General features: G+C 67.2%; 13 protein-coding genes and 1 pseudogene. 4 read left to right on the forward strand and 10 right to left on the reverse strand.

Translation table 11 applies throughout. The features are described 5' to 3' along the window. Positions 1–470 precede the first annotated feature (470 nt). Together ACVBEQ_RS17385 and ACVBEQ_RS17390 are read right to left on the reverse strand one after the other, a co-directional pair. A complete protein-coding gene (locus ACVBEQ_RS17385; RefSeq protein WP_447151844.1) occupies positions 471–1,865 on the reverse strand; it encodes a DUF7125 family protein in 1,395 nt (464 codons plus the stop codon). Continuing rightward, positions 1,862–2,557, reverse strand: a complete 696-nt coding sequence (locus ACVBEQ_RS17390) for a MerR family transcriptional regulator (RefSeq protein WP_447154563.1) — start codon at positions 2,555–2,557, stop codon at positions 1,862–1,864. Before ACVBEQ_RS17390 ends, ACVBEQ_RS17385 begins: the two co-directional genes overlap by 4 nt. Before the next feature lie 172 nt (positions 2,558–2,729). Between ACVBEQ_RS17390 and ACVBEQ_RS17395 the strand changes: the two genes are divergently transcribed. Together ACVBEQ_RS17395 and ACVBEQ_RS17400 are read left to right on the forward strand one after the other, a co-directional pair. Further along, on the forward strand, positions 2,730–5,324 hold the full coding sequence (locus tag ACVBEQ_RS17395; protein WP_447154564.1) for an ATP-binding protein: 2,595 nt from the start codon (positions 2,730–2,732) through the stop codon (positions 5,322–5,324). Positions 5,325–5,727: 403 nt separating this feature from the next. After that, positions 5,728–8,199 (forward strand): ATP-binding protein, encoded by a 2,472-nt coding sequence (locus ACVBEQ_RS17400; RefSeq protein ID WP_447154565.1) that lies wholly within the window; start codon positions 5,728–5,730, stop codon positions 8,197–8,199. 851 nt (positions 8,200–9,050) lie between these two features. Here the strand turns inward: ACVBEQ_RS17400 and ACVBEQ_RS17405 are convergent. The 6 genes from ACVBEQ_RS17405 to ACVBEQ_RS17430 form a co-directional block, all read right to left on the reverse strand. Further along, a complete protein-coding gene (locus ACVBEQ_RS17405) occupies positions 9,051–9,791 on the reverse strand; it encodes an ANTAR domain-containing protein (protein WP_447154566.1) in 741 nt (246 codons plus the stop codon). A 255-nt stretch (positions 9,792–10,046) separates the two neighbouring features. Continuing rightward, on the reverse strand, positions 10,047–10,334 hold the full coding sequence (locus ACVBEQ_RS17410) for a hypothetical protein (RefSeq protein ID WP_447154567.1): 288 nt from the start codon (positions 10,332–10,334) through the stop codon (positions 10,047–10,049). A gap of 1,436 nt (positions 10,335–11,770) precedes the next feature. Beyond that, the gene (locus ACVBEQ_RS17415; RefSeq protein WP_447154568.1) at positions 11,771–12,358 is read right to left on the reverse strand and encodes a site-specific integrase; all 588 of its coding nucleotides are present in this window, start codon (positions 12,356–12,358) and stop codon (positions 11,771–11,773) included. Beyond that, positions 12,351–12,887 carry a phage integrase central domain-containing protein gene (locus ACVBEQ_RS17420; RefSeq protein WP_447154569.1) on the reverse strand — a complete coding sequence of 179 codons (537 nt, stop codon included), beginning with the start codon at positions 12,885–12,887 and terminating at the stop codon, positions 12,351–12,353. Before ACVBEQ_RS17420 ends, ACVBEQ_RS17415 begins: the two co-directional genes overlap by 8 nt. Before the next feature lie 604 nt (positions 12,888–13,491). Further along, positions 13,492–14,292 (reverse strand): maleylpyruvate isomerase family mycothiol-dependent enzyme, encoded by an 801-nt coding sequence (locus ACVBEQ_RS17425; RefSeq protein ID WP_447154570.1) that lies wholly within the window; start codon positions 14,290–14,292, stop codon positions 13,492–13,494. Further along, positions 14,289–14,705 carry a nuclear transport factor 2 family protein gene (locus tag ACVBEQ_RS17430; protein WP_447154571.1) on the reverse strand — a complete coding sequence of 139 codons (417 nt, stop codon included), beginning with the start codon at positions 14,703–14,705 and terminating at the stop codon, positions 14,289–14,291. The genes ACVBEQ_RS17425 and ACVBEQ_RS17430 overlap by 4 nt, the downstream gene beginning before the upstream one ends. 71 nt (positions 14,706–14,776) lie before the next feature. Here ACVBEQ_RS17430 and ACVBEQ_RS17435 point away from each other — a divergent pair, with 71 nt between their 5' ends. After that, complete coding sequence (locus ACVBEQ_RS17435; protein ID WP_447154572.1) at positions 14,777–15,214, forward strand: MarR family winged helix-turn-helix transcriptional regulator; 438 nt, start codon at positions 14,777–14,779, stop codon at positions 15,212–15,214. Between the two features lie 120 nt (positions 15,215–15,334). On the opposite strand, the pseudogene ACVBEQ_RS17440 reads toward ACVBEQ_RS17435, so the two are convergent. Both ACVBEQ_RS17440 and ACVBEQ_RS17445 read right to left on the reverse strand, forming a co-directional pair. Beyond that, positions 15,335–15,642 (reverse strand): annotated as a pseudogene (locus ACVBEQ_RS17440) (helix-turn-helix domain-containing protein); the annotation flags it as partial. Positions 15,643–15,679: 37 nt separating this feature from the next. After that, positions 15,680–18,382, reverse strand: coding sequence for an ATP-binding protein (locus tag ACVBEQ_RS17445; protein ID WP_447154573.1), 2,703 nt, complete (start codon positions 18,380–18,382; stop codon positions 15,680–15,682). 135 nt (positions 18,383–18,517) lie between these two features. Between ACVBEQ_RS17445 and ACVBEQ_RS17450 the strand changes: the two genes are divergently transcribed. Continuing rightward, positions 18,518–19,369: a class I SAM-dependent methyltransferase gene (locus ACVBEQ_RS17450; RefSeq protein ID WP_447154574.1), complete on the forward strand. Its 852-nt coding sequence runs from the start codon at positions 18,518–18,520 to the stop codon at positions 19,367–19,369. Positions 19,370–19,374 lie beyond the last annotated feature (5 nt).

Consider the following 19,374-nt stretch of genomic DNA (forward strand, 5'->3'; position numbering starts at 1 on the left):
CTGGTTGCGACCTTACGGCAATACCGGTCGCTGAACCGTTTTGTCTCCAGCTATTTTGGGAGACCGGACCCCGACATGCGGACTAATGATCGCCGTAGGGTCGTACTCGCCAGAATGGTCACGATTCGACCATGCCGTGCGGCAGGCCACCGAGCCTGACCGCGACACCACGTACAGGCTGCGCGAAGGCCATTGAGCGACCGGCGCCACGTGTCGATCGACGGGGCATCCTGGCGCTACGGGTGATCGGGACAACCGGGACCGCACTGACCGAACCGGCCGATGCTGGACTGCATTGATGCCTGGCCGCGACCTCGTTCCCTAGCTCGATCGTTCTTTCCGTCACGGCACTTTGGGGCACCTGCCTAGAGGCGTTACCGGTTCGCTCCACGCGAGCGGCCATGGAAGGGTTCGCTGCTGCCGTGACGGTGCTGAGCGGAAATCTGGCCCGGGCGCCCGGGATCTCTAAGTCAGTCCAGGCTTTGCCGGGAGTCGAAGGGCTCTCCCAGGACTGCGCCGTCCGAGGTGATCTCGAACTGGCGCAATTGCTGCAGGTGCGCGCTGCCACGGGTCTTCAGCACGGTGAGGGCACGTTTCAGTTCCGAGTCGCCGCGCAGGAATTGCAGCAGGATGACGTTGTCGGACAGGTGGGAGATGCCGTACTCGGAGAGCTTGGTGACGCCGAAGAGTTCGGGGACCTCCTGGGTCATCATGACGCTGATGTTCGCCCTGGCGCAGCGCTGCAGCAGCGAGTAGATGTACTCGCGGAAGCGCAGTTCGTCCCCGCAGGCGGCCCGGAGATCCCCGAGGCTGTCGATCGCCACCCTGCGGGCGCCGGTCCGGGCCAGCGTGTCGAAGAAGTCGTGGACCCACTCGTCCAGGTGCAGGTCGACGGGGCTGCGGTACATCAGCTCGATGTTCGGATCGGTTCGCGTCCAGGAGAATCCGGACATGATCCGTTCCAGTTGAACCGGGTTTTCCTGGAAGGTGGCGATCACCCCTTTCTCGCCCCGTTCGGCGCCCGCGACCACGAAATGCAGTGCCAGCAGGGTTTTCCCGATGCCGGACGGGCCGGCGATCACTGTGGCGGCGCCGCGCCAGTAGCCGTCGATGAGCATGCCGTCGAGTGCGGGGACGCCCGATGACATCCGCTCCTGTTCGCCGCCGTAGGTGCTGGCGTCGACCGGGTCGGCGAGTCGGGGGAAGACGTCGATTCCGTCGGCGGCGAGCCGGTAGGTGTGTTTTCCGGCGTGGTAGCCGCTCCCGCGGAGCTTGCGCACCTGCAGGATCCGCATCTCGCGCTCGGCCGTGCGATCCGTGCTCAAAACGATGATCGCGTCGGCGACCGCGAACTCTGGTGCCTCGGCGGTCTGCTCCTCGTCGTACTCGCCGACCCAGAACGAGGACACCGGCATCGCCGTCAACATGCCCGCCAACTGGTGCAGGAACTTGCGGAACGCTCCGTCGTCCTTTTCGTAGGCACGCAGCGCCTTGAAGCTGTCGATGACCAACAGGCCGGGCCGGCGTTGCCGCAGGAGCTGGCCGATCCGGGCGAGCACACCGGGCAGGCCGTCCTCGTTCAGGACGTGGCCGAGGTCCTCGTAGAACACCCGGTCGCCGAGCGCGGAGTTGTCGAAGTACTCCAGCGACTGGCCGAAGCGCAGCAATTTGTCCAGTGGCTCGGACACGGTCGTCAGGTACAGGGCGGGCTGTTCGCTGGTGGCGTTGTGGAAGACGTACTGCTGGGCCAGGATCGTCTTCCCGGTTCCCGGGCGGCCGCTGAGCAGGGTGATCACGTTGAGCGGCAGCCCGCCGCCGAGGATCGAATCCAGCCGCGACGACCCGCTCGAGAGCCGGTCGCTCATCGAACGGACGCGGTTCGACGCAGGAAGGCGCTGGTGCCCAGCAGGTCCCGAACGGTCGAGACGAACTGCAGGGGCTGCACGGGTTTCTGCAGGAACGCGTCCGCGCCCGCCTCCAGCGCCGCGTCTTCGGAGGCGATGGCGGAGACCGCGAGAATCGGCAGTGCGCTGGTGTCGCGAACGTCGCGGCACAGTGCGAGCCCGGCGCCGCCGGAGATCATCAGGTCGATGACCAGCAGGTCGGGTCGGCTGTCGGCAAGAATGCGGGTGACGTCGTCGCCGTTGAGCACGATGGTGGTGATGTAGCCCTCTGTCCGCAGGAAGTACTCGGCCAATTCGGCGGCGTAGGGGTCACGTTCGGCCAGCAGGATCGCCAGCGGTGCGCCGTCGTCACGTCCGTCCCGGCCGTCACGCGCGCCCGATGTGGGGTCCGCGGCGTCGGCCTTCGCCCGCCGCCGTTCGGCGAGCAATCGGTGCGCATCGGCCGGCTGGAGACCGGACTGGATCTGGTCGCGGACGAAACGGAGCTCATCGACGTGGTCCCGGGTGTACAGCCGCTGCCCGCCCGCGCTGCGCACCGGCACGATCAGCGCGTAGCGGTCCTCCCAGGAACGCAGCGTTTGAGCCGGGACGTCCACCATCTTGGCGACAGCACCGATGCTGTACACACCGGTGCGATCTATATCCCCCTCCACGCCGCACATCATGGACCACCCCGTGGGCTTCTGTCTATTAGCCTTGATGAAGAACCTGCGCAGTCCTTCTTCAACTGTTGCCAGGCGGCGCTGATAGCTCTACATTCTTTATTGGTCATCCGGGCGAACCGCCCAAACATGTACCACGCTGATGAGGGGTCGGAGGATCGGTGTGAACCTCTTGCAGAGCAATGCGCGGATCTTTGACGGGGTCGACGGTGAGATGGCCGGCCTGCTGAGCGCACGTGATTGGTCCTCCACCCCGCTGGGTCCGGTGTCGGGCTGGTCACCGGTGCTGCGCATGATGGTGCCCACGATGCTGCGCTCGGGTTTTCCGACGGTGATCAACTGGGGGCCGGAGATGGTCGCCCTCTATAACGACGCCTATGTGCCGTTGCTGGGGCGCAAGCACCCGCAGGCGGTCGGGCAGTCCACCAAGGACACCTGGCCGGAGGCCTGGGAGTGGGTGGCGCCGCGCCTGGATCAGGTGTTGCGTGGCGGACGGACGGTCCAGTTCGACAATCAGGCGCAGATCCTGGAACGCAACGGGTACCCCGAGGAGTGCTATTTCACGTTCTCGCAGAGTCCCATCATCGACGTGGACGGCACGATTGGCGGCATTTTCACGGTCGCCACCGAGACGACGGCGACCATCCTGTCCGAGCGCCGGATGAGGATCGTCCGCGAACTCGGTGGCCTGTCCATGGCCGGCATCGCTCAGGGCGGTCATGCGCCCGGCCAACTGGGCGAAAGCAGCCTTCCCATGGCGCTCGAGGCGGCTCTGGAGATCCTGGGAACCGCTCGGGAGAGCCTTCCGTTCGCCGTTGCTTTCAGCGCCGCGCCCGACGGAGCTGCCGACCGACCAACAGCCCCGGCCGCGCCGGTCGCCCACTACGGACTGGTCCCGGAGGCGGTGAGCGCTGCGGACGCACCGTGGTTCGCCGAATGGACCGCGGCCGCGGCCAGGGTCATCGGATCGGGCAACCCTGAGGTGATGACCGGTGTGCGCGCAAGGGTTCTGGGTGTCGTGGAACCGGGTCCGCTGGGTCCGTTGACCCCGGACTCGGCGGTGATGATGCCGTTGACGGTCAGCGGCCGCGCCCGCCCGGTCGGTGCGGTGCTGTTCGGGCTCAACCCGTACCGGATCCTGGACGGGGAGTACCAGGCGTTCCTGTCGTTGGTGGTGCGTCAGATCAGGATCGTGCTGACCGACGCGCTGGCCCACGACAGCGAGCGGCATCGGCTCCGCGCGCTGGCTGACCTCGATGCCGCGAAGACCGAGTTCTTCCAGAACGTCAGCCACGAACTCCGTACCCCCCTGACGCTGCTGCTGTCGCCGCTTCGGGACATGCTGCAGTCGGTGGACGGGGATGACCGCCCCGGTGCTCACAGCGTCGACCATCACACCGTCGGTCAGCACACCGTCGACAGGGATGACCTGCAGGCGGCGGTGCGGGCCGCGGAGCGTCTCACCGTCATGGTGGACGCCCTGCTGGACTTCTCCGACGCCCGGGCCGGTGTGCGGACCGCCGAGCATCGGCCGACAGACCTCACGGTGCCGACCGCCGAGGCGACCAGCATGTTCCGGTCGACCGCGGAACGCGCCGGCCTGCGTTTCGGGGTGTGCCTTCCCGAGCGTCCGGTGGTGGCCGTGGTGGACGCACCGATGTGGGCGACCGTCGTCACGAATCTGGTCTCCAACGCGGTGAAGTACACCCGGGACGGTGCGGTCGATGTGCGGCTGCACACGGCCGGGGCCGACGCGGTGCTCACGGTGACCGATACCGGGGTCGGGATCAGCGCCGAGCAACGGGCGAAGGTCTTCGAGCGGTTCTACCGGGCGTCACCGCAGCAGGGCACCCCTGGTGCCGGGATCGGTCTCGCCCTCGTGGTCGACCTCGTCCGGGCGCTGCACGGCCGGGTCGATCTGCAGAGCGAACCCGGCGCCGGCACCACGGTCACGGTCACCGTCCCGTTGGCGGCCGAACCGGTGTCGATCGCGGACGTGCCGGGATCAGGGTCGCCGTCGGCCGCCCCCGATGCCCCGAGGGTGCTGGTCGTCGAGGACGACGCCGACCTCCGCCGGTACCTGACCCGTTTGTTGACCAGGGACGGGTGGGCGGTGACGGCCGTGGCGGACGCGGAAACGGCGCTGGCCCTTGCCGTCTCGCACACCGACGGGCCGCCCGCGCTCGTCCTGACCGACGTCATGCTGCCGGGCCGGAGCGGACTGCAACTGGTGTCCGATCTGCGGGCGACGCCCGCGACCTGTCGGCTCCCGGTGATCGTGGTGACCGGCCGGGGCGGTCCCGACGCCGCCGAGGAAGGACTCACCGCCGGCGCCGACGACTACATCACCAAGCCCTTCTCGTCACCGGAACTGCTCGCCAGGGTCCGGGCGAACCACGAACTGCACCAACTGCGCGAGGGTGCGATCGGCGACGCCCAGGCGAAGGCGGAACAGATCCGCAGGGGCCTGGACACCAACAGGACCATCGGCACCGCGGTCGGGGTCATCATGGCGACCTACCGGCTCAGCGCCGAGCAGGCGTTCCGGATGCTCACCACGGCCAGCCAGAACACGAACAGCAAACTCCGCGACATCGCCGCCACGGTCAGCGAAACCGGCGCGCTACCGTTCCGTCGCACCGACATCGACGACCTGATCATCCGCACATCATCCGCACCTGCACGCACCGCAGGCAGCACCAGCCCCGTAATGCCCAGCCCTCGGGGACCGCACTCACGCGCGAGAGTCACACCTTGAAGCGCCGAGGGTGGCGCTGTGCCGCGGGCGGAAGGCTGATTCGTATCGTTTGTCCCGGACCGGCGGCGGCGCTCAACAACCGCTGCCAGTCGGTGCGGCGCCGCAGCCCCCACGCCGGCTGTCGCGGCATGCTCCGCGCCACATACTGCACGCGGCAACGATGACCAGGCAGTGGGCCGGGCAGTTGGGCACCGACGACTTCCACGGCTTGGTGGAAGTTCGACGTCGGGATGAAACCCAGGCTCGTCACGCTGGCGGCAGTGGCGGCCCGGAGAAGTTGTTACCCGTTCGAGGTGTTCGTGGCGCTTCGCGCGAAGCTCACGCACGATGAGTGCGCGACCAGACCCACCCGCTGACCGGCGTGGCCAACAGCGAGCTTGCAGACGGAAGGTGGGAAGCGCGGATGGCAACGGATGGTGCCCGCGTCAACGGGGTGTTCGACGGCGCGTCGGCTGAGCTGGGCGGGTTGTTGCGGTCGGTGGACTGGGCGTCGACCCCGTTGGGACCGGTGGAGTCATGGTCGCCGGTGTTGCGGATGTTGGTGCCGACCGTGTTGCGGTCGGGGTTCCCGACGATCATCAACTGGGGTGCGGACTTCGTTGCCGTGTACAACGACGCTTACGTGCCGGTGATGGGCGGTAAGCACCCGTCCGCCGTCGGCAAGGGCACCCGGGACACCTGGCCGGAAGCCTGGGAATGGGTGCGGCCCCGACTGGAGCGGGTGTTCCGGGACGGCGCCACCGTGACCTTCCAGGATGAGCAGCAGATTCTGCACCGGCACGGGTACCCGGAGGAGTGCTACTTCACTTTCTCGCAGAGCCCGATCATCGACGTCGACGGCAGCATCGGCGGCATCCTGACGGTCGCAACGGAAACCACCGCCAGGGTGCTGTCCGAGCGGCGATTGCGGGTTGCGCGTGAGCTCGGCGAGGTCTCTGGTGGGGCCGCGGCTGGGGTGACCGGGACCTGCCGGGCCGCGTTACGGGTGCTGCAGGGGGCGCGGGCGAGCCTGCCGTTCGCGCTTGCCTACCTGACCGGTAGCCAGGCTGAGTTCGGCGCGGGGGAGCTTGGGCTGGAGGTGGTGGCCAGTTACGGGCTGACCACCGAGCCAACGGAATCCGACCCGTCGACGAGGGCTGGGAGCGGCGCGCTGGGATGGGTGAAGGACGCCGCGGCCAGGGTCACCCGGACCGGGGAAGCGGAAGTGTTGCAAGGCCTTCGGGAGCTGGCGGGGAAAACTTTGACGCCGGGGCCGTTGGGGCCGCTGCTGCCGGACACCGCAGTGGTGATGCCGTTGATCCTGACCGGCCGGTCGGTCCCGGTCGGCGCACTAATCCTGGGTATCAGCCCTTACCGGCCCTTGAATCAGGAGTACCAGTCCTTCATCGACCTCGTCGGCCGGCAGTTGCGGGTCGCGCTCACCGACGCCGACGCCCACGAAAGTGAGCAGCGTCGCCTGCAGTTACTCGCCGACCTCGATCACGCGAAAACGGTGTTCTACCAGAACGTCAGTCACGAACTGCGCACTCCGTTGACGTTGCTGCTGGCGCCCTTGCAGGACCTGCTGTCCAGTACCGGCGAGAACCCCACTGTGAGGGCGGACCTGGAAGCGGCGGTGCGGGCCGCCGAACGCCTCCGCGGCCTGGTCGACGCACTACTGGATGCCTCCGGCGCCCAACCGGGCGCCCTGATCGCGGACCGCCGCCCCATCGACGTCGGCACGGTCACCGCCGAAGCAGCCAGCATGTTCCGCTCCACCGCCGAACACGCCGGCCTTGCGTTCGCCGTCGAGGTGCCGGAACACCCGGTGACCGCAGCGGCAGACAGGTCGATGTGGTTCACCATCGTCACCAATCTGGTGTCGAACGCGGTGAAGTACACCCCCGCCGGTGGTGTGCGGGTCCGGCTGGCGACCGTCGGCGCCGACGCGGTGCTGACCGTGACCGACACCGGCACCGGTATCAGCGCGGATCACCAGGCGAAGGTCTTCGACCGGTTCTACCGAGCCGCCCCGGAGGAACCGGCGACCGGGACCGGTATCGGGCTCTCCCTGGTCGCCGACCTGGTCCGCGCCCATCACGGCCGGGTCGACCTGGTGAGTACCCCCGGTGGGGGTACGACCATCTCGGTCACCATTCCACTGGGCACGCCGCCGGTGGTCGGCGAGAAGACCTTGGACGACCGGGTGACCGGCCGACCGGTCGGCACCGGCGCGGCGCCCGCGGTGTTGATCGTCGAGGATGACGAGGACCTGCGTGCCTATCTGCGTCGTTTGCTCACCGATGACGGCTGGGCGGTCACCGCTGTCGCGGACGCCGAAGCCGCGCTGCCAGTGGCGTATTCGACATCCAACCCACCCGACCTGGTGCTGACCGACGTCATGCTCCCCGGCCGCAGCGGCCTGCACCTGGTCAGTCAGCTCCGCAGCAACCCGGTCACCGAGCGGCTGCCGATCCTGGTCCTCACCGCCCGCGGTGGGCCAGATGCCGCCGCCGACGGCCTGGCCGCCGGCGCTGATGACTACATCAGCAAACCATTCTCCTCCCGGGAACTGCTGGCACGGGTCCGAGCCAACCACGAACTGCACCGGCTGCGGGAAACCGCCGTCAGCACTGCCGAACATCGCGCCGAGCAGATCAAGGGCGCCCTGGAAACCAACCGGATGATCGGCACCGCCACCGGCATGGTCATGGCCACCTACCAGCTCACCGCCCAACAGGCCTTCCGGCTGCTCACCCTGGCCAGCCAGAACACCAACACCAAACTCCGCGACCTCGCCGCCACCGTCACGACGACCGGCGCGCTCCCGTACCGGCGCACCACCATCGACGACCTGCTCATCCGCACCGCCACCGCCCCGTCACAGACGAAGTAGTGACAAGATCGCAGATGAACTGAGCTCTCCGTGAACCGTTCGCGAATTTGCCGTCAAGAACGATCGGCGCCCCGCGCGGATTTCGGTGACCATGCTCGGCCCCCGCCGTACACCGCTGGTCTGAGTCAGATGGTCAGGCAGCGCAGCACGGCCAGAAAACGGCTGGCGCATCAACCTCAAGAAGATCTCGGCCCGGCCGGCTGTTTTTCAACCGACCGGACTTAAAGCATCCAACGGAAAAACCCGGGACGCGGGACACCCTGAACCCCATACTGCGCCACCGATCGGCCCCGAGACGACGGTGGTGAAGAAATCGACAGGAATTAGTCCACCCGGGCAATCCCCGCCCGGATTCACTCAGAGGCAAAGAATTTCCCGGGGCGATCACGAATTGGAAAATCCCGCAGCATCCGCTCAACGCGTGCCCGAGTCTGGTCTCGAATTCGCTGACCCGTTCCGGAAGACCGGACTGGACGTCGGTGAGCGGCACGGCGACCGCTGCCGAACCGCTGGTCAAGCCCACATTCGACCGCGACCGCCTGGACGTCTGCCGAGCTGGTCATCTACACCGTCACAGCCGCCAACTAGGGCGGTACGGCCTTGATGACGAGCAGATGTGAGCCGTTCCGGGGAGCCGCGCGGTGACAGAGTTTCGTGCCAACCGAGTGCTCATCGCGTCTTAGCACACGTGTCGCCTGTGTTCCCGGCGAAACTGGGGCCTGCCGTACGGCCGGATAACCGGTTTGCCCGTCGCGGCTGTGCACGTAACTGAGCAAGAACCACGGAAAAGTCCCTGCAGGTGGGCGTTTAGGCGTCGCGTGGTGGGAGTGGGGGCGTCGGACCGGGTTGCTTCAGATGATGCTGTCGTTGGCCAGCGCGGTGGGGGGTAGGGCTCGTTGGACGATGTCCGAGGCGATGGAGTCCACGGTGCGGCCGTGCGCGAAGGCGTGCGCCTGCAACGCGGCCAGGGCATCGTCCATTCGCAGGCCAAGCGCGACGTTGAGCATCCCCATGGCCAGCATCACGTTCCCGCGGCCACCGGAAGGGTCAGTCATCCATGGCGGGCCGGCCCAAGGTGAGGCGTCCCGCAAGCTGGGGAGCATCGGGCCCGCCGTCAAGCGGTGAGCGATATGTTCAGCGACCGCTGCGACATGGTCCATGCGGAGTCCGTCGAGGTCCTCAGGGTGATCCACGTACAGGTCCAGCACTCCTACCCCGATCAGGGGACCGGGCAGCGGAGTGGACAGCACCCCTCGGACGGACGTCTGGGTGACCAACTGGTCGTAGTACAGCGGCCACCGGTGGGCCATCGCGGCCGTGCCGGCGATCACCGGTCGACCTGTCTGGTGCGCGGCATAACAGGGGCCGTCCGCGACGGTGAACTGGAGTCGTTCCGCGACCGCCGCGGTGTCGTCGCTGGCGCCGATCGGTATCCGCATCGTCGGGGCACTGAACAGGCTCAAACCCGCCCCGATCACCGGGAGCACCCGGACGCAAGCCTTGGTCAACCGGATGGGCAACCGCGCCGGCCCGGTGTCCGCAGGAACGGAAACGGAGTGCACCGCGTCCTGGAACTCCTCAACAATGGTCACGCACGACCTCGCTCATCCTCACCGTTCATCACCTGACGGCGGTGAGGTACCCGCAAAGGGTGTGGCGCAACATTCCCATCAGTCCGGCTCGGCGGCGGTGAGCGCTCGGCCGGTAGGGGTCTGACAACCGGGGCCGTCGTTACGCCCAGGGTACGGTCGCCGGATCGGCCCGCGCAGGCGAGCGCGGGCCGATCCGGTTGTCACCTCATCGCAGGCGCATTCGAGTCGTTACCGACCGAATGAGATCCGCCGGGATCAGATGGTGTAGTTCTCCCGACTGCCGGACTTCGCAAGTCCGCGGGCGACCATGTATCCGATGGACAGGTAGGTGATGTACTGCAGCGCGTCGACGGCACCGAACGGGTCGATTCCGGTGTTCTCGTCCTGGCCGACAAGGAATGCCGTGATCACCACGGCGGCGACGGCCGCCAGGAACACGTAGAACTCGGTGGTCTTGGTGGACGCCTTGGTCTCGGTGCTGGACCGGTGCTGCGGCTCAACTGCGCGGGTGTCGGCGCGGAAGGTGCTCTCGGTGCTGGTCATGGGTGGTGCTCCTATCAGGTCGGCGTGCCCGGGGTCTGGGCACACTTGTACGGGACCCGGATGCGGGTCCGCTTTTCGCTCAGGGAAGAGTGAGAGCCTTTGCAGGATTTCAGTTCTCCCGGTCAGAAAGGGTGCGCTGTGCGGGTGACGTGAGCCACCTGCCGTGGATGCGTGCGCTCGGTGAACTCTTCGGCGTCGGTGCGAAATCCGACTCCGGTGGGGTCGAGCGACATGCTGCGGTGCCTTTCCAAATCTGGGCAGGGACATACCACTCAAGGATGAGCGGGCGTCCGTGCCAACTTCGTGAACGGGCCGGTAGACCCATTCAGATCCGCAGTTCGGCGGCCGAATTGACTAGCCGGGCAAACTGCTGAGCAACCTGAAGATGCCCCGCACGACGCGACTCAAACAACAACCGGAACGAGGTTTCGTTGGTCTTCGGGGTGCCGTTCCGGGAGACGCGGCAGTAAACGGAAGACCGTAGGTGCGTTGTGTCACATATCGTTTCACCACGGCCGCGGCAGGCGACAAGGCTCGAGCGAGCGGATCCCGGTGCCGGTCCTTTCGAACTGGCCCGCGGAGTGGGCCCGGACGGGGAACGGGGCGGGATGGATCAGAAAAGTGGCAGGAACTGGATGTGGTAGAGGTCGTCGCCGCTCTTTTCCTGCCGATTCCCTGCGTCTAGACGGTGAAACGACCTTCTGGTCATTGGCATCAATGCGCCCGCGACGGGGCCGGCCACAGCGGTGAGCCTCCCATCAATGATCGAGGAGCTTCAATTAATCGCAGCGGCGGCACCGACCAGGAGTAGTGGGTTAAAGCCGCGAGGTGCGCCGCCACCGGGTTCGGTTCAGTGGCCAAGGATGTAAGGCTCTCCCGGGGCCAGTACCCGAATCCTTCCGGTATTGGGTCACCAGTGGCAGCAGCGACGCGGGGTCGCCGTTGAAGGGCGGGAAATCGGGGGGGCGTCGACCGAACCCCCAGTGGTACAGCAGCAGCGGTGTCCGCGGGTAGGCGTTTGCCATTTCGACTGCGCCTTCAAGCCCGAAATGCCATTCGCTGTAAGAAAAGTCGATTAACATCGCGGTCGGGGTGGGCGTCATCGGGTGATGATCACGAATCAACCTGGAATCTCCCGGCGCCCAGATGACGCCGTCAGCGTCTCGATCCAGAAGCCGCAGGCGTCCTCGTCTTGGAATGCGATCGCTGGCTGCAGGCTGTCGTGCGCGCCCCAGTCCGGCGGGTTCTGACCCGCAGTGTCCGCGCATGCGTTCAGGAGCAGCTGCACCAAGCGCCGCTGTTCGCCCAGGGAAAGGCACGATGACCATCAAGTAGCCGAAGGAGTGGCGTGCAGCGGGTGTTGGGTGGTGGTTCGTACGGTCCGGCCATCACCACTGCGAACACAGGGTCACGCGCAAACCGGTTGCGCGAGAGGATCAAGGCTCGGCGAGAACTTCAAGAACGGCGGCACCGGCGGCGACCTTTAGCTCTCTGTTCATGTAGCGGTCCTGGGTCATGGATGGTTTTGAGTGCCCGAGTTGGTCTGCGGCAATACGAGTGGATAGCCCGGCGCCATCGATCAGCGTGGCAACAGTTCTCCGGATGGCGTGGCTTGTCATCCAGTCGTATCCCGCGGCGGTGAAGGCGTCCTTGAGATCCGCGCTGGTCTTCGACGGGTCGCGGAGGCCACCCTTCGGAGCCGGGAACACCAGATCACCAATCGCTACGGCCCTGCGCCGGCTCAGCATGGCGGCGCACCAATTGGGCAGGCTCAGGGTGCGGGCGGTGGGTTTCGACGAATCGCTGTCCCGGATATGCAATCCCGAGCCTCTGGCCCGGACGACGATGCCTGTGCCCACGTCGATGGTGCCGTTCGTGAGGTCGATGAACGGCCACCGGACGGCGGCGGTCTCGCCGATCCTGAGGCCGGTCGCGAGCATCATGTCGACGAAGTCGAGGAGGTCCCTGGCGATCGCTCTGTCGTCGTAGGTCAGCATCGCCCGGAGCTGGCGAACCTCAGCCACCGTGAGGGAGCGTGGTTTGCGCTTTGCCTTGGTAGCGATGGGTGTCGCTTCCCCGCACGGGATTGCGTTCCATGGCGTCGTGGGTGCAGGCGAGGCGACACATCCCCAACAGCACTGATCGGACAGCCTTGGCGACCGCTGCGCCGTTGCTGGCGGTGACCGCGCGGAGGTGGCGGTCCACGGCGCCCACGGTGAGCTCGCGGATGCGGAGTTTTCCGAGCGATGGGATGACCTGGCGGTCGAGGCGATCCCTGTACAGGCGCAGTGTGCCGGGGGAGCGCCGGCCTTGTTCGATCTGGCCGTACCAGGCCTCGGCCAGTACGCAAACCTTGTTGCCAGGGGTCAGGACCGAGTGCACCGTCGGCTGACTTCGGTCTCTGACCGCCTCGGCCAGTGCTCGCTCCGCGGCGCCTTTGGTCCTCGCGTGCCGTTCGATGCGGCGGTTGCGTCCGTCGAAATCTCGGTAGATCGTGGTTGCGCGAAACCCGGCGCCTTCGGGGTAGATGCGGACCTTGCCGGCTGTGCCCACGCTGAGTTGAGGTCGTCCCACGGGAGATAGCTTGCCCGAGCCCACACTTTACCCACAAGAAACGACGTGGATCATCGTGGACTTAATGGCGTGAAGGTGGCCAGCCAAACCCCGATAACTGCAGCTCAGACAGTATATTGGGGTCATAACAAGTATCAGTGTGATGGCCGGTTCAGTTTATCGGACGGTTACTGGTTCGAGTCCAGTCGGGGGAGCTTTCACCAGGCAAAAGATCCGCAGCGGGTCGCGTTGCAGGGTCCAAGCCCATTCACCCCCGCGCCTTTCCATCGCCTCGGGTTGGCCTGAGTGTGCGATCCGGGTCATCCGGTACGCCAGGCAACATCTCAGACGCGCGTACGTCGCGGACTCCGATACAGCAGGCCGCAACTTCGCCCGTCGGGGAGTGTGACCGGCTGTCGGCCGGTGCACCGTTGAACGGATGACCGGCGGTCGGGGGTTTGTGCCTCGGGTAGCACGGGGCGCCGGTGCGTTTTCGGAGAGTCTGGTCGAGTGTCTGATGGACGTACAGGTGTCGATGCCAACTGGCGGCCGGCATCCACCAATCCGCGCAGAGAGGATCTCCATGGAGATGGTGCGCCCGCCGTCAGAAGACAACCCGTGCCTGGCGGATCAGCGGCAGGGTGGCGTCGTCGCCGGAGATGGCTACCAGTGTCACGTCGTCGTAGCGACCGGCGAGTGTCCGGAGGTAGTCGACGGTATCGGCCCTCGCAACTGTGGCCGGGCAGCCAGCGCCGAGTGTGAAGAACCCGCCGGCCGGCCCGGTGAGTTCGAGTGCCACCGGCGGGCCCGCCCACTGTCGGGCGAGGTCGCGGATCGTCTGGGCGACGATGTACCGGTCGTGGTTCCCGACGACGAACGGCTGCCCGGAGGCACGGGTCAGGTCGATTCGGTGCATCCACAAGTCCCGGTTGTAGATCACGTCGAACAGGTAGCCGAGGGGTGCGCGGAAACCGCCGGGAACACCCAGGTCGATAGGGATGCGGCGGAGCACGGTGGGCCGCCGCCGCCGCGCTTGCACGGCCCGCGGCCATAGCGTGTCGAAGCGATCCACCAGTTGCGGCCCCGGCTCGTCGACATGCTGCGCCACCTGTGCAGCCATGTGAGCGTCGACCCCGGACAGGGCTCGAAAGCGTCGTCGTCCGTCCAATTCGCGGCGCAGCAGCATCGGCAGGCTGATGCCGTCCTCGCACTGCGCGACCAGGTGCGACACCAATGCGCGCACGTCCCACTGGGTGCAGTCGGTTGCACGCTGCCAGTCGCCGTCACCGAGGGTCCGGAGCACCGCCAGCATCGCTCGGCCTTCGGCATGGCCAACCTCGGCGGCTTCATCGCGGTCGACCGAGGGTAGGTCGGCTGCTGCGACAAACCGATTGGTGTTATTCATGCGGCGGTCAGCTGCGCCACGATGGCGCCGGTGTCGAGCCAGATGTTCTCGCGGCTGATGGCATTGCCGCGGAACTCGAACACGTGCAGCATGCGGAACTCCACCTGCCGGTCGCTCGGTGGTGCGCCCAGGAATCCGTGCGGGAATCGTCCGCGGGCCCGGTGCTCGGTGACGCAGTGGTGGTCACCATAGAGCGTGCGGACCGGGGCCATCTCCTCGTTGACGAACACGGCGATCAATTGGTCGTAGAAGTCCTTTGCGGCCAACGGTCCCGACACCGGGCCGCTGGGCCAGCCGACCACGTCGTGTTCGACATCATCGGTGTAAACCGCCACGGCTGCGCTGGTGTCCGCAGCCAACTCGGCGGCCATGTGCTGCTCGATGAGACGGTCCATGGTGGCGGGCAGGGTCATCTCGACCTCCAGATAGTACGGCTGATGGTACTACTGAAAGTACGGCGCACCGTACTACACTGTCAAGCATCATGGATGAGGAAGAGCCACAGGTCGGCGCGTTGCTGCGATTGGCGTGGGAAGCTCTGCAAGCCGAGCTCTATGTCGAGCTGCACGCAGCCGGCTTCGACGATCTGCGCGAGATTCACCGCCCGGTTCTGCGCTACCCACCCATCGACGGAATGCGCCCCACCGAGTTGGCAGCGCACCTCAAGCTCAGCAAGCAAGCCACCAATGACCTGATCCGCGACCTGGAGAACCTCGGCTACCTTCGGCTGGAACGCGATCCCACCGACGGACGGGCACGGGTTCTCCGCTACACCGACCGCGGTTGGAACCTCTTCCGGACCGGAAGCCGCATCAGCCGTGCAGTGGGCCAGCGCTGGGCCGGGGCCCTCGGCCAGCAGCGATACGACCAGTTTCACGCGACGCTTCGCGCGATTGTCAATGTGGTCCGTCATCAGAATTGAGCGCACTTCAGCACGGCAATTGAGCCGCCGGTAGGCCCGGGCATCGCAGCAACGGTGATCCGGGGCAGACAGCACTGAGCGGCTGTTCCAGCAACCTCCTGCCTAGCTTTCATACCCGCGTCATGCCGGTTCTTGAAGTGAATTCCGACCGGCAACGGCTCCCGGATCCTCCTTGAGCTGGCGGCGTGAGGTGATGTCGAGCTTGCGGACGATGTTGCTCAGGTGAGCTTCGATCGTGTGGTGGGTCAGGAAGAGCTGCGAGGCGGCCTCGCGGGAGGTTGCGCCGGTGGCCACCAGTCGCGCGATGTGCAGCTCGTGGGCGTGAGGACGTCGGTCGGCTGGGCTGTTCGTCCGCGGGCGTGCACGCCGGTCGCTCGCAGCTCGCGGGCGGTACGTTCGGCGAACGCTTTCACGCCCAGCTCCGACAGCAGCAGCAACCCGTCGCTGCACCACGAGGCATGGCAACTACAAGGCGAGGCTCAGGCTGCGATCTCGCTGATACCGGGCGCCCAACTCATCGAAAGTCGTTGCCAGGGAGGCCACCTCGTCGTGGTCGCCGCGCGCCAGGGCCGCGGCACGGCGAACGAGGGCGGCGGCGACGGGGTTGGCATGCGCCGCGGCGGTTGCCTTGGTCAGCAGCGCGCGGAGTTCTCGACTCCCGGAGAGCGCTGCGGCCTCGGCTTGGGCAGCGGCGTACCAAGGTCGCCACATGAGCGAGGTGGGGCTCCTGCGCCACTGCGGGTCATCCAGGTCGGCAGCCAGTTTGCCGAGCGCCTTGGACGGCTGGTTGCGGTGCAGGCTCAGCCAGGCATCGAGTGTCGGCGCCCAGCCGACGGCAGGCGCATCGGTGTGCGTCATGGAGCCGCCCCGAAGGTGTTCGGTGATGGCGCGCCACAACTCGAATTCACTGTCGTTGCCCAGGAGCCCGTGGGCCACCGCGAGTGAGTAGGTGCCGACCGCGAGGGTCGAGGCGCGGTGCCGACCGGCCCGCTCCCACGAGGTGAGGAAGCTGTCCCCGCGCCGGACTGCTCCCGTCAGATCCCCGGAGAGGAGGTCGACCTGGAACCGGCGAGCAAGGGCCGGGTGCGCGTAGTCGCGGTAGCAGGGAAGGGCGGCGAGACGTTCGGCATAGTCGCGCGCGCCGGCCAGCTCGCCGGCAGCCAGCGAGACCTCGCAGCCCATCAACAGGTAGTCGTTGAACGGGTACGCCGTGGCGGCACTGAGCTTCACGGCATTCATGAGGACGCCGCGTGCACGCACGGTGGCGAGCGCCTCGGTGAACGCTCCTGTTGCCAGCTGACGGCTACAGACGTTGTCCAAGGCGGCTGACGCCGTGATGGGAAGTCCGGCGGCGATCGCCTCGTCTGCGGTCCGCTGACCGACGGCCATGGCCTCGTCATCGTCGGCGGACAGGCACACTGCGCTTGCCGTCGCGACGGTCACGTCAGCAGTCGACCCCACCGCGGCCAGGCGGCGGGCTTCTGCGAGTCGGCGGGTGATCTCGGGCTGCTGGGGTGGATGAGCCATGATCCCCGAGTGGGCAGCGGCGAAGATCACCGACCAGGCGAGAGCATCGGCGGCTGCGTTCGGGTCGGACGCCGAGCCGGCCGTCTCTGCGGCTGTGTCGAGCAGTCTGATGGTCTCGTCGCCGACGAGCCGTGCCGCGGCGGCACCCGCAGCGAGGCGCAGTAGTCGCACCCGATCCTCGACGTCGGCGGCCGAGGCGGCAGCAAGGGCCTCGAAGCGATGCTGCGACTCCTCGAGACGACCGCGCAGGACGAGCGCCTCGGCGAAGTCCTCTCCGAGCGGGCTGATCTCGACGGGGCGGGTCAGCGCGGCGCGTACCTCGACCGCCAGTTCGTCGAAACGCTGACTCCAGATGTCGGGGTGTTCGGCGGACGTGAGGGACCGCAGGGTTGCGGCAGCCCATTGCGCATGCTGTTGCTGGACCCGCTGCGTTTGGTCGGCCAGCAGTTCGGCGGCGAACTGGCGAACGACTTCCTGGAAGTGGTACCTGGTCGGGTTGCCGGGCCGGACGTAGAGCAGGTGCTGGTCAGCGAGTGCGGCGAGCACCCGCGCCGCGTCCGCCGCAAGCCGATCAGACAGGGCGACCGTGTGAGCCGAGGCGACCGTGAACGGCCCGGCGAAAACGCACAGGGCAGCGAACATCTCCCGGGCTTCATCGTCGAGAAGGTCGACGCTCCAGCCGATGGTGGCCCGCAGCGATCGTTGACGAGCCCCGTCTTCGGAGCCCAGCAGCCGAAGCGGATCGTGGAGCCCTGCGGCAAGACCGTCGAGCCCGAGCGGTGGATAGCGCGCCGCGGCAAGCTCTATCGCCAGGGCCATCCCTTCCAGCCGGCCGCACAGCTCGGTGACCCGCGGGTCGTCGGGTACGACGCCCCCGGCCGCCTCGGCACGAATGCGGAAGAGCTGCACCGCATCGTCCGGAGACAGGCTGGGCAGCTCGTAGACCCACTCGTGTGGTGAGCGCAGCGGCGCGCGACTGGTGGCGACGACGGAGAGCCGGGGGCATGCCGCGACCAGCCGATCCAGATAGGCAGCGACGGCCGGTATCAGGTGCTCGCAGTTGTCGATCACCAGGACGGCGTCGCAGCGGCTCAGCACCTCGGTCAAGGTGTCGTCCAACGAGCGCCCCGGCGGCTCCGCCACCCCGACGACCGCCGCGACGGCAGGTATCACTGCGTCCGGTGAGGCGACCTGACTCAGGTCGATGAACCACGCTCCGTCGGGGCGGTCGCGGGCGACCTGCTCCACGGCATGAGTCGTGAGTCGGGTCTTCCCGACTCCGCCTGGTCCGGTCACGGTCACCCACCGGTGCTCGCGCACGCGATCCTGCAGGTCGGCGGTCTCGAGGCCGCGACCGACGAACCGGCTCGCCGGGTGGGGCCAATGGTGCAGACGACGCGGGCTCAGGAGGTCGAGTTCCTGAGCGCGGCGCGCCAGCGCTCGTCGATCGGAGACACCGAGCTTGCGGATGAGCGAGGACACGTGGGACTCGACGGTGCGCACCGAGAGCCACAGCCGCTCGGCGATCTCGACATTGGTCAGGTGCCCGGCGACAAGGACGAGGACGTCACGCTCCCGGTCGGTCACTCCGACCGGTGACGACGCCCGGGTCTTCATCCGCCGCAGTATCGCGCGTTCCACCGCCGGTCACCATCGCCCAGGGCTGCCGTCGGTCCCGCTACGCAGGCCGGTTCCGTGGTGACCACGGATGTGGAGTACCGCTGACCGGCGCGATTCTGGCTCGGAGCAGTCGAAGCCCTGATCCGAGGAGGAAGCATGACGTTCGACGCAGTCGCCTACAAGGCGACGACCAAGAGGCAGTGGGATGACGCCGCGGAGGCCTGGCACCGGTGGGGGCCGACCCTGGAGGACTGGCTGGGCGAGTCCACCGCCGCGATGCTGGACGCCGCCGGTGTGGGCGCCGGATCGCAGGTGCTGGACGTCGCCGGCGGCGCGGGCGGGCAGGCCATGGCTGCGGCCCGGCGGACCGGCCCCGCGGGGAGCGTCACCGTCACCGACATCTCACCGGCCATCTTGGCCTATGCGCAGCGCGCGGCCGACGAGAACGCCCTGCGCCACGTCACCACCGTCGAGGTGGACGGCGAGGAGATCGGCAGCACCTGGTCCGGGCAGTTCGATGCGGCCATCTCCCGACTGGGGCTGATCTACCTTCCGAACCGCGCGCGGGCACTACAGGGGATCCGGTCGAGCCTGCGCGACGGTGCGCGGTTCGCGGCGATCGTCTATTCGACCGCCGACCGCAACGCCTTCTTCGCCGAGCCGGTCGCCCTGATCCGCCGGCGTGCCGGGCTTCCGGCGCCGCTGCCCGGTCAGCCCGGGCCGTTCAGCCTCGGCGATCCGCAGGTCGCCGAAAGTGCCTTCCGGGAAACCGGTTTCACCGACATCAAGGTCGACACGATGTCCGCGCCACTGGTGCTGGCGTCAGCCGCCGACTGCGTCCGGTTTGAACGGGAGTCGTTCGGAGCCCTCCACCAGATGATGTCCGGACTCGAGGAGGATGAGCGCGAGCGGATCTGGGACGACATCGGGTCGACCTTGCAGGCGTACGAGACCGGCGAGGGTTTCGTGGGCCCCTGCGAGCTGCACGTCATCTCGGGCTCACGATGAACGGC

This window comes from Nakamurella sp. GG22 (genome assembly GCF_052976845.2).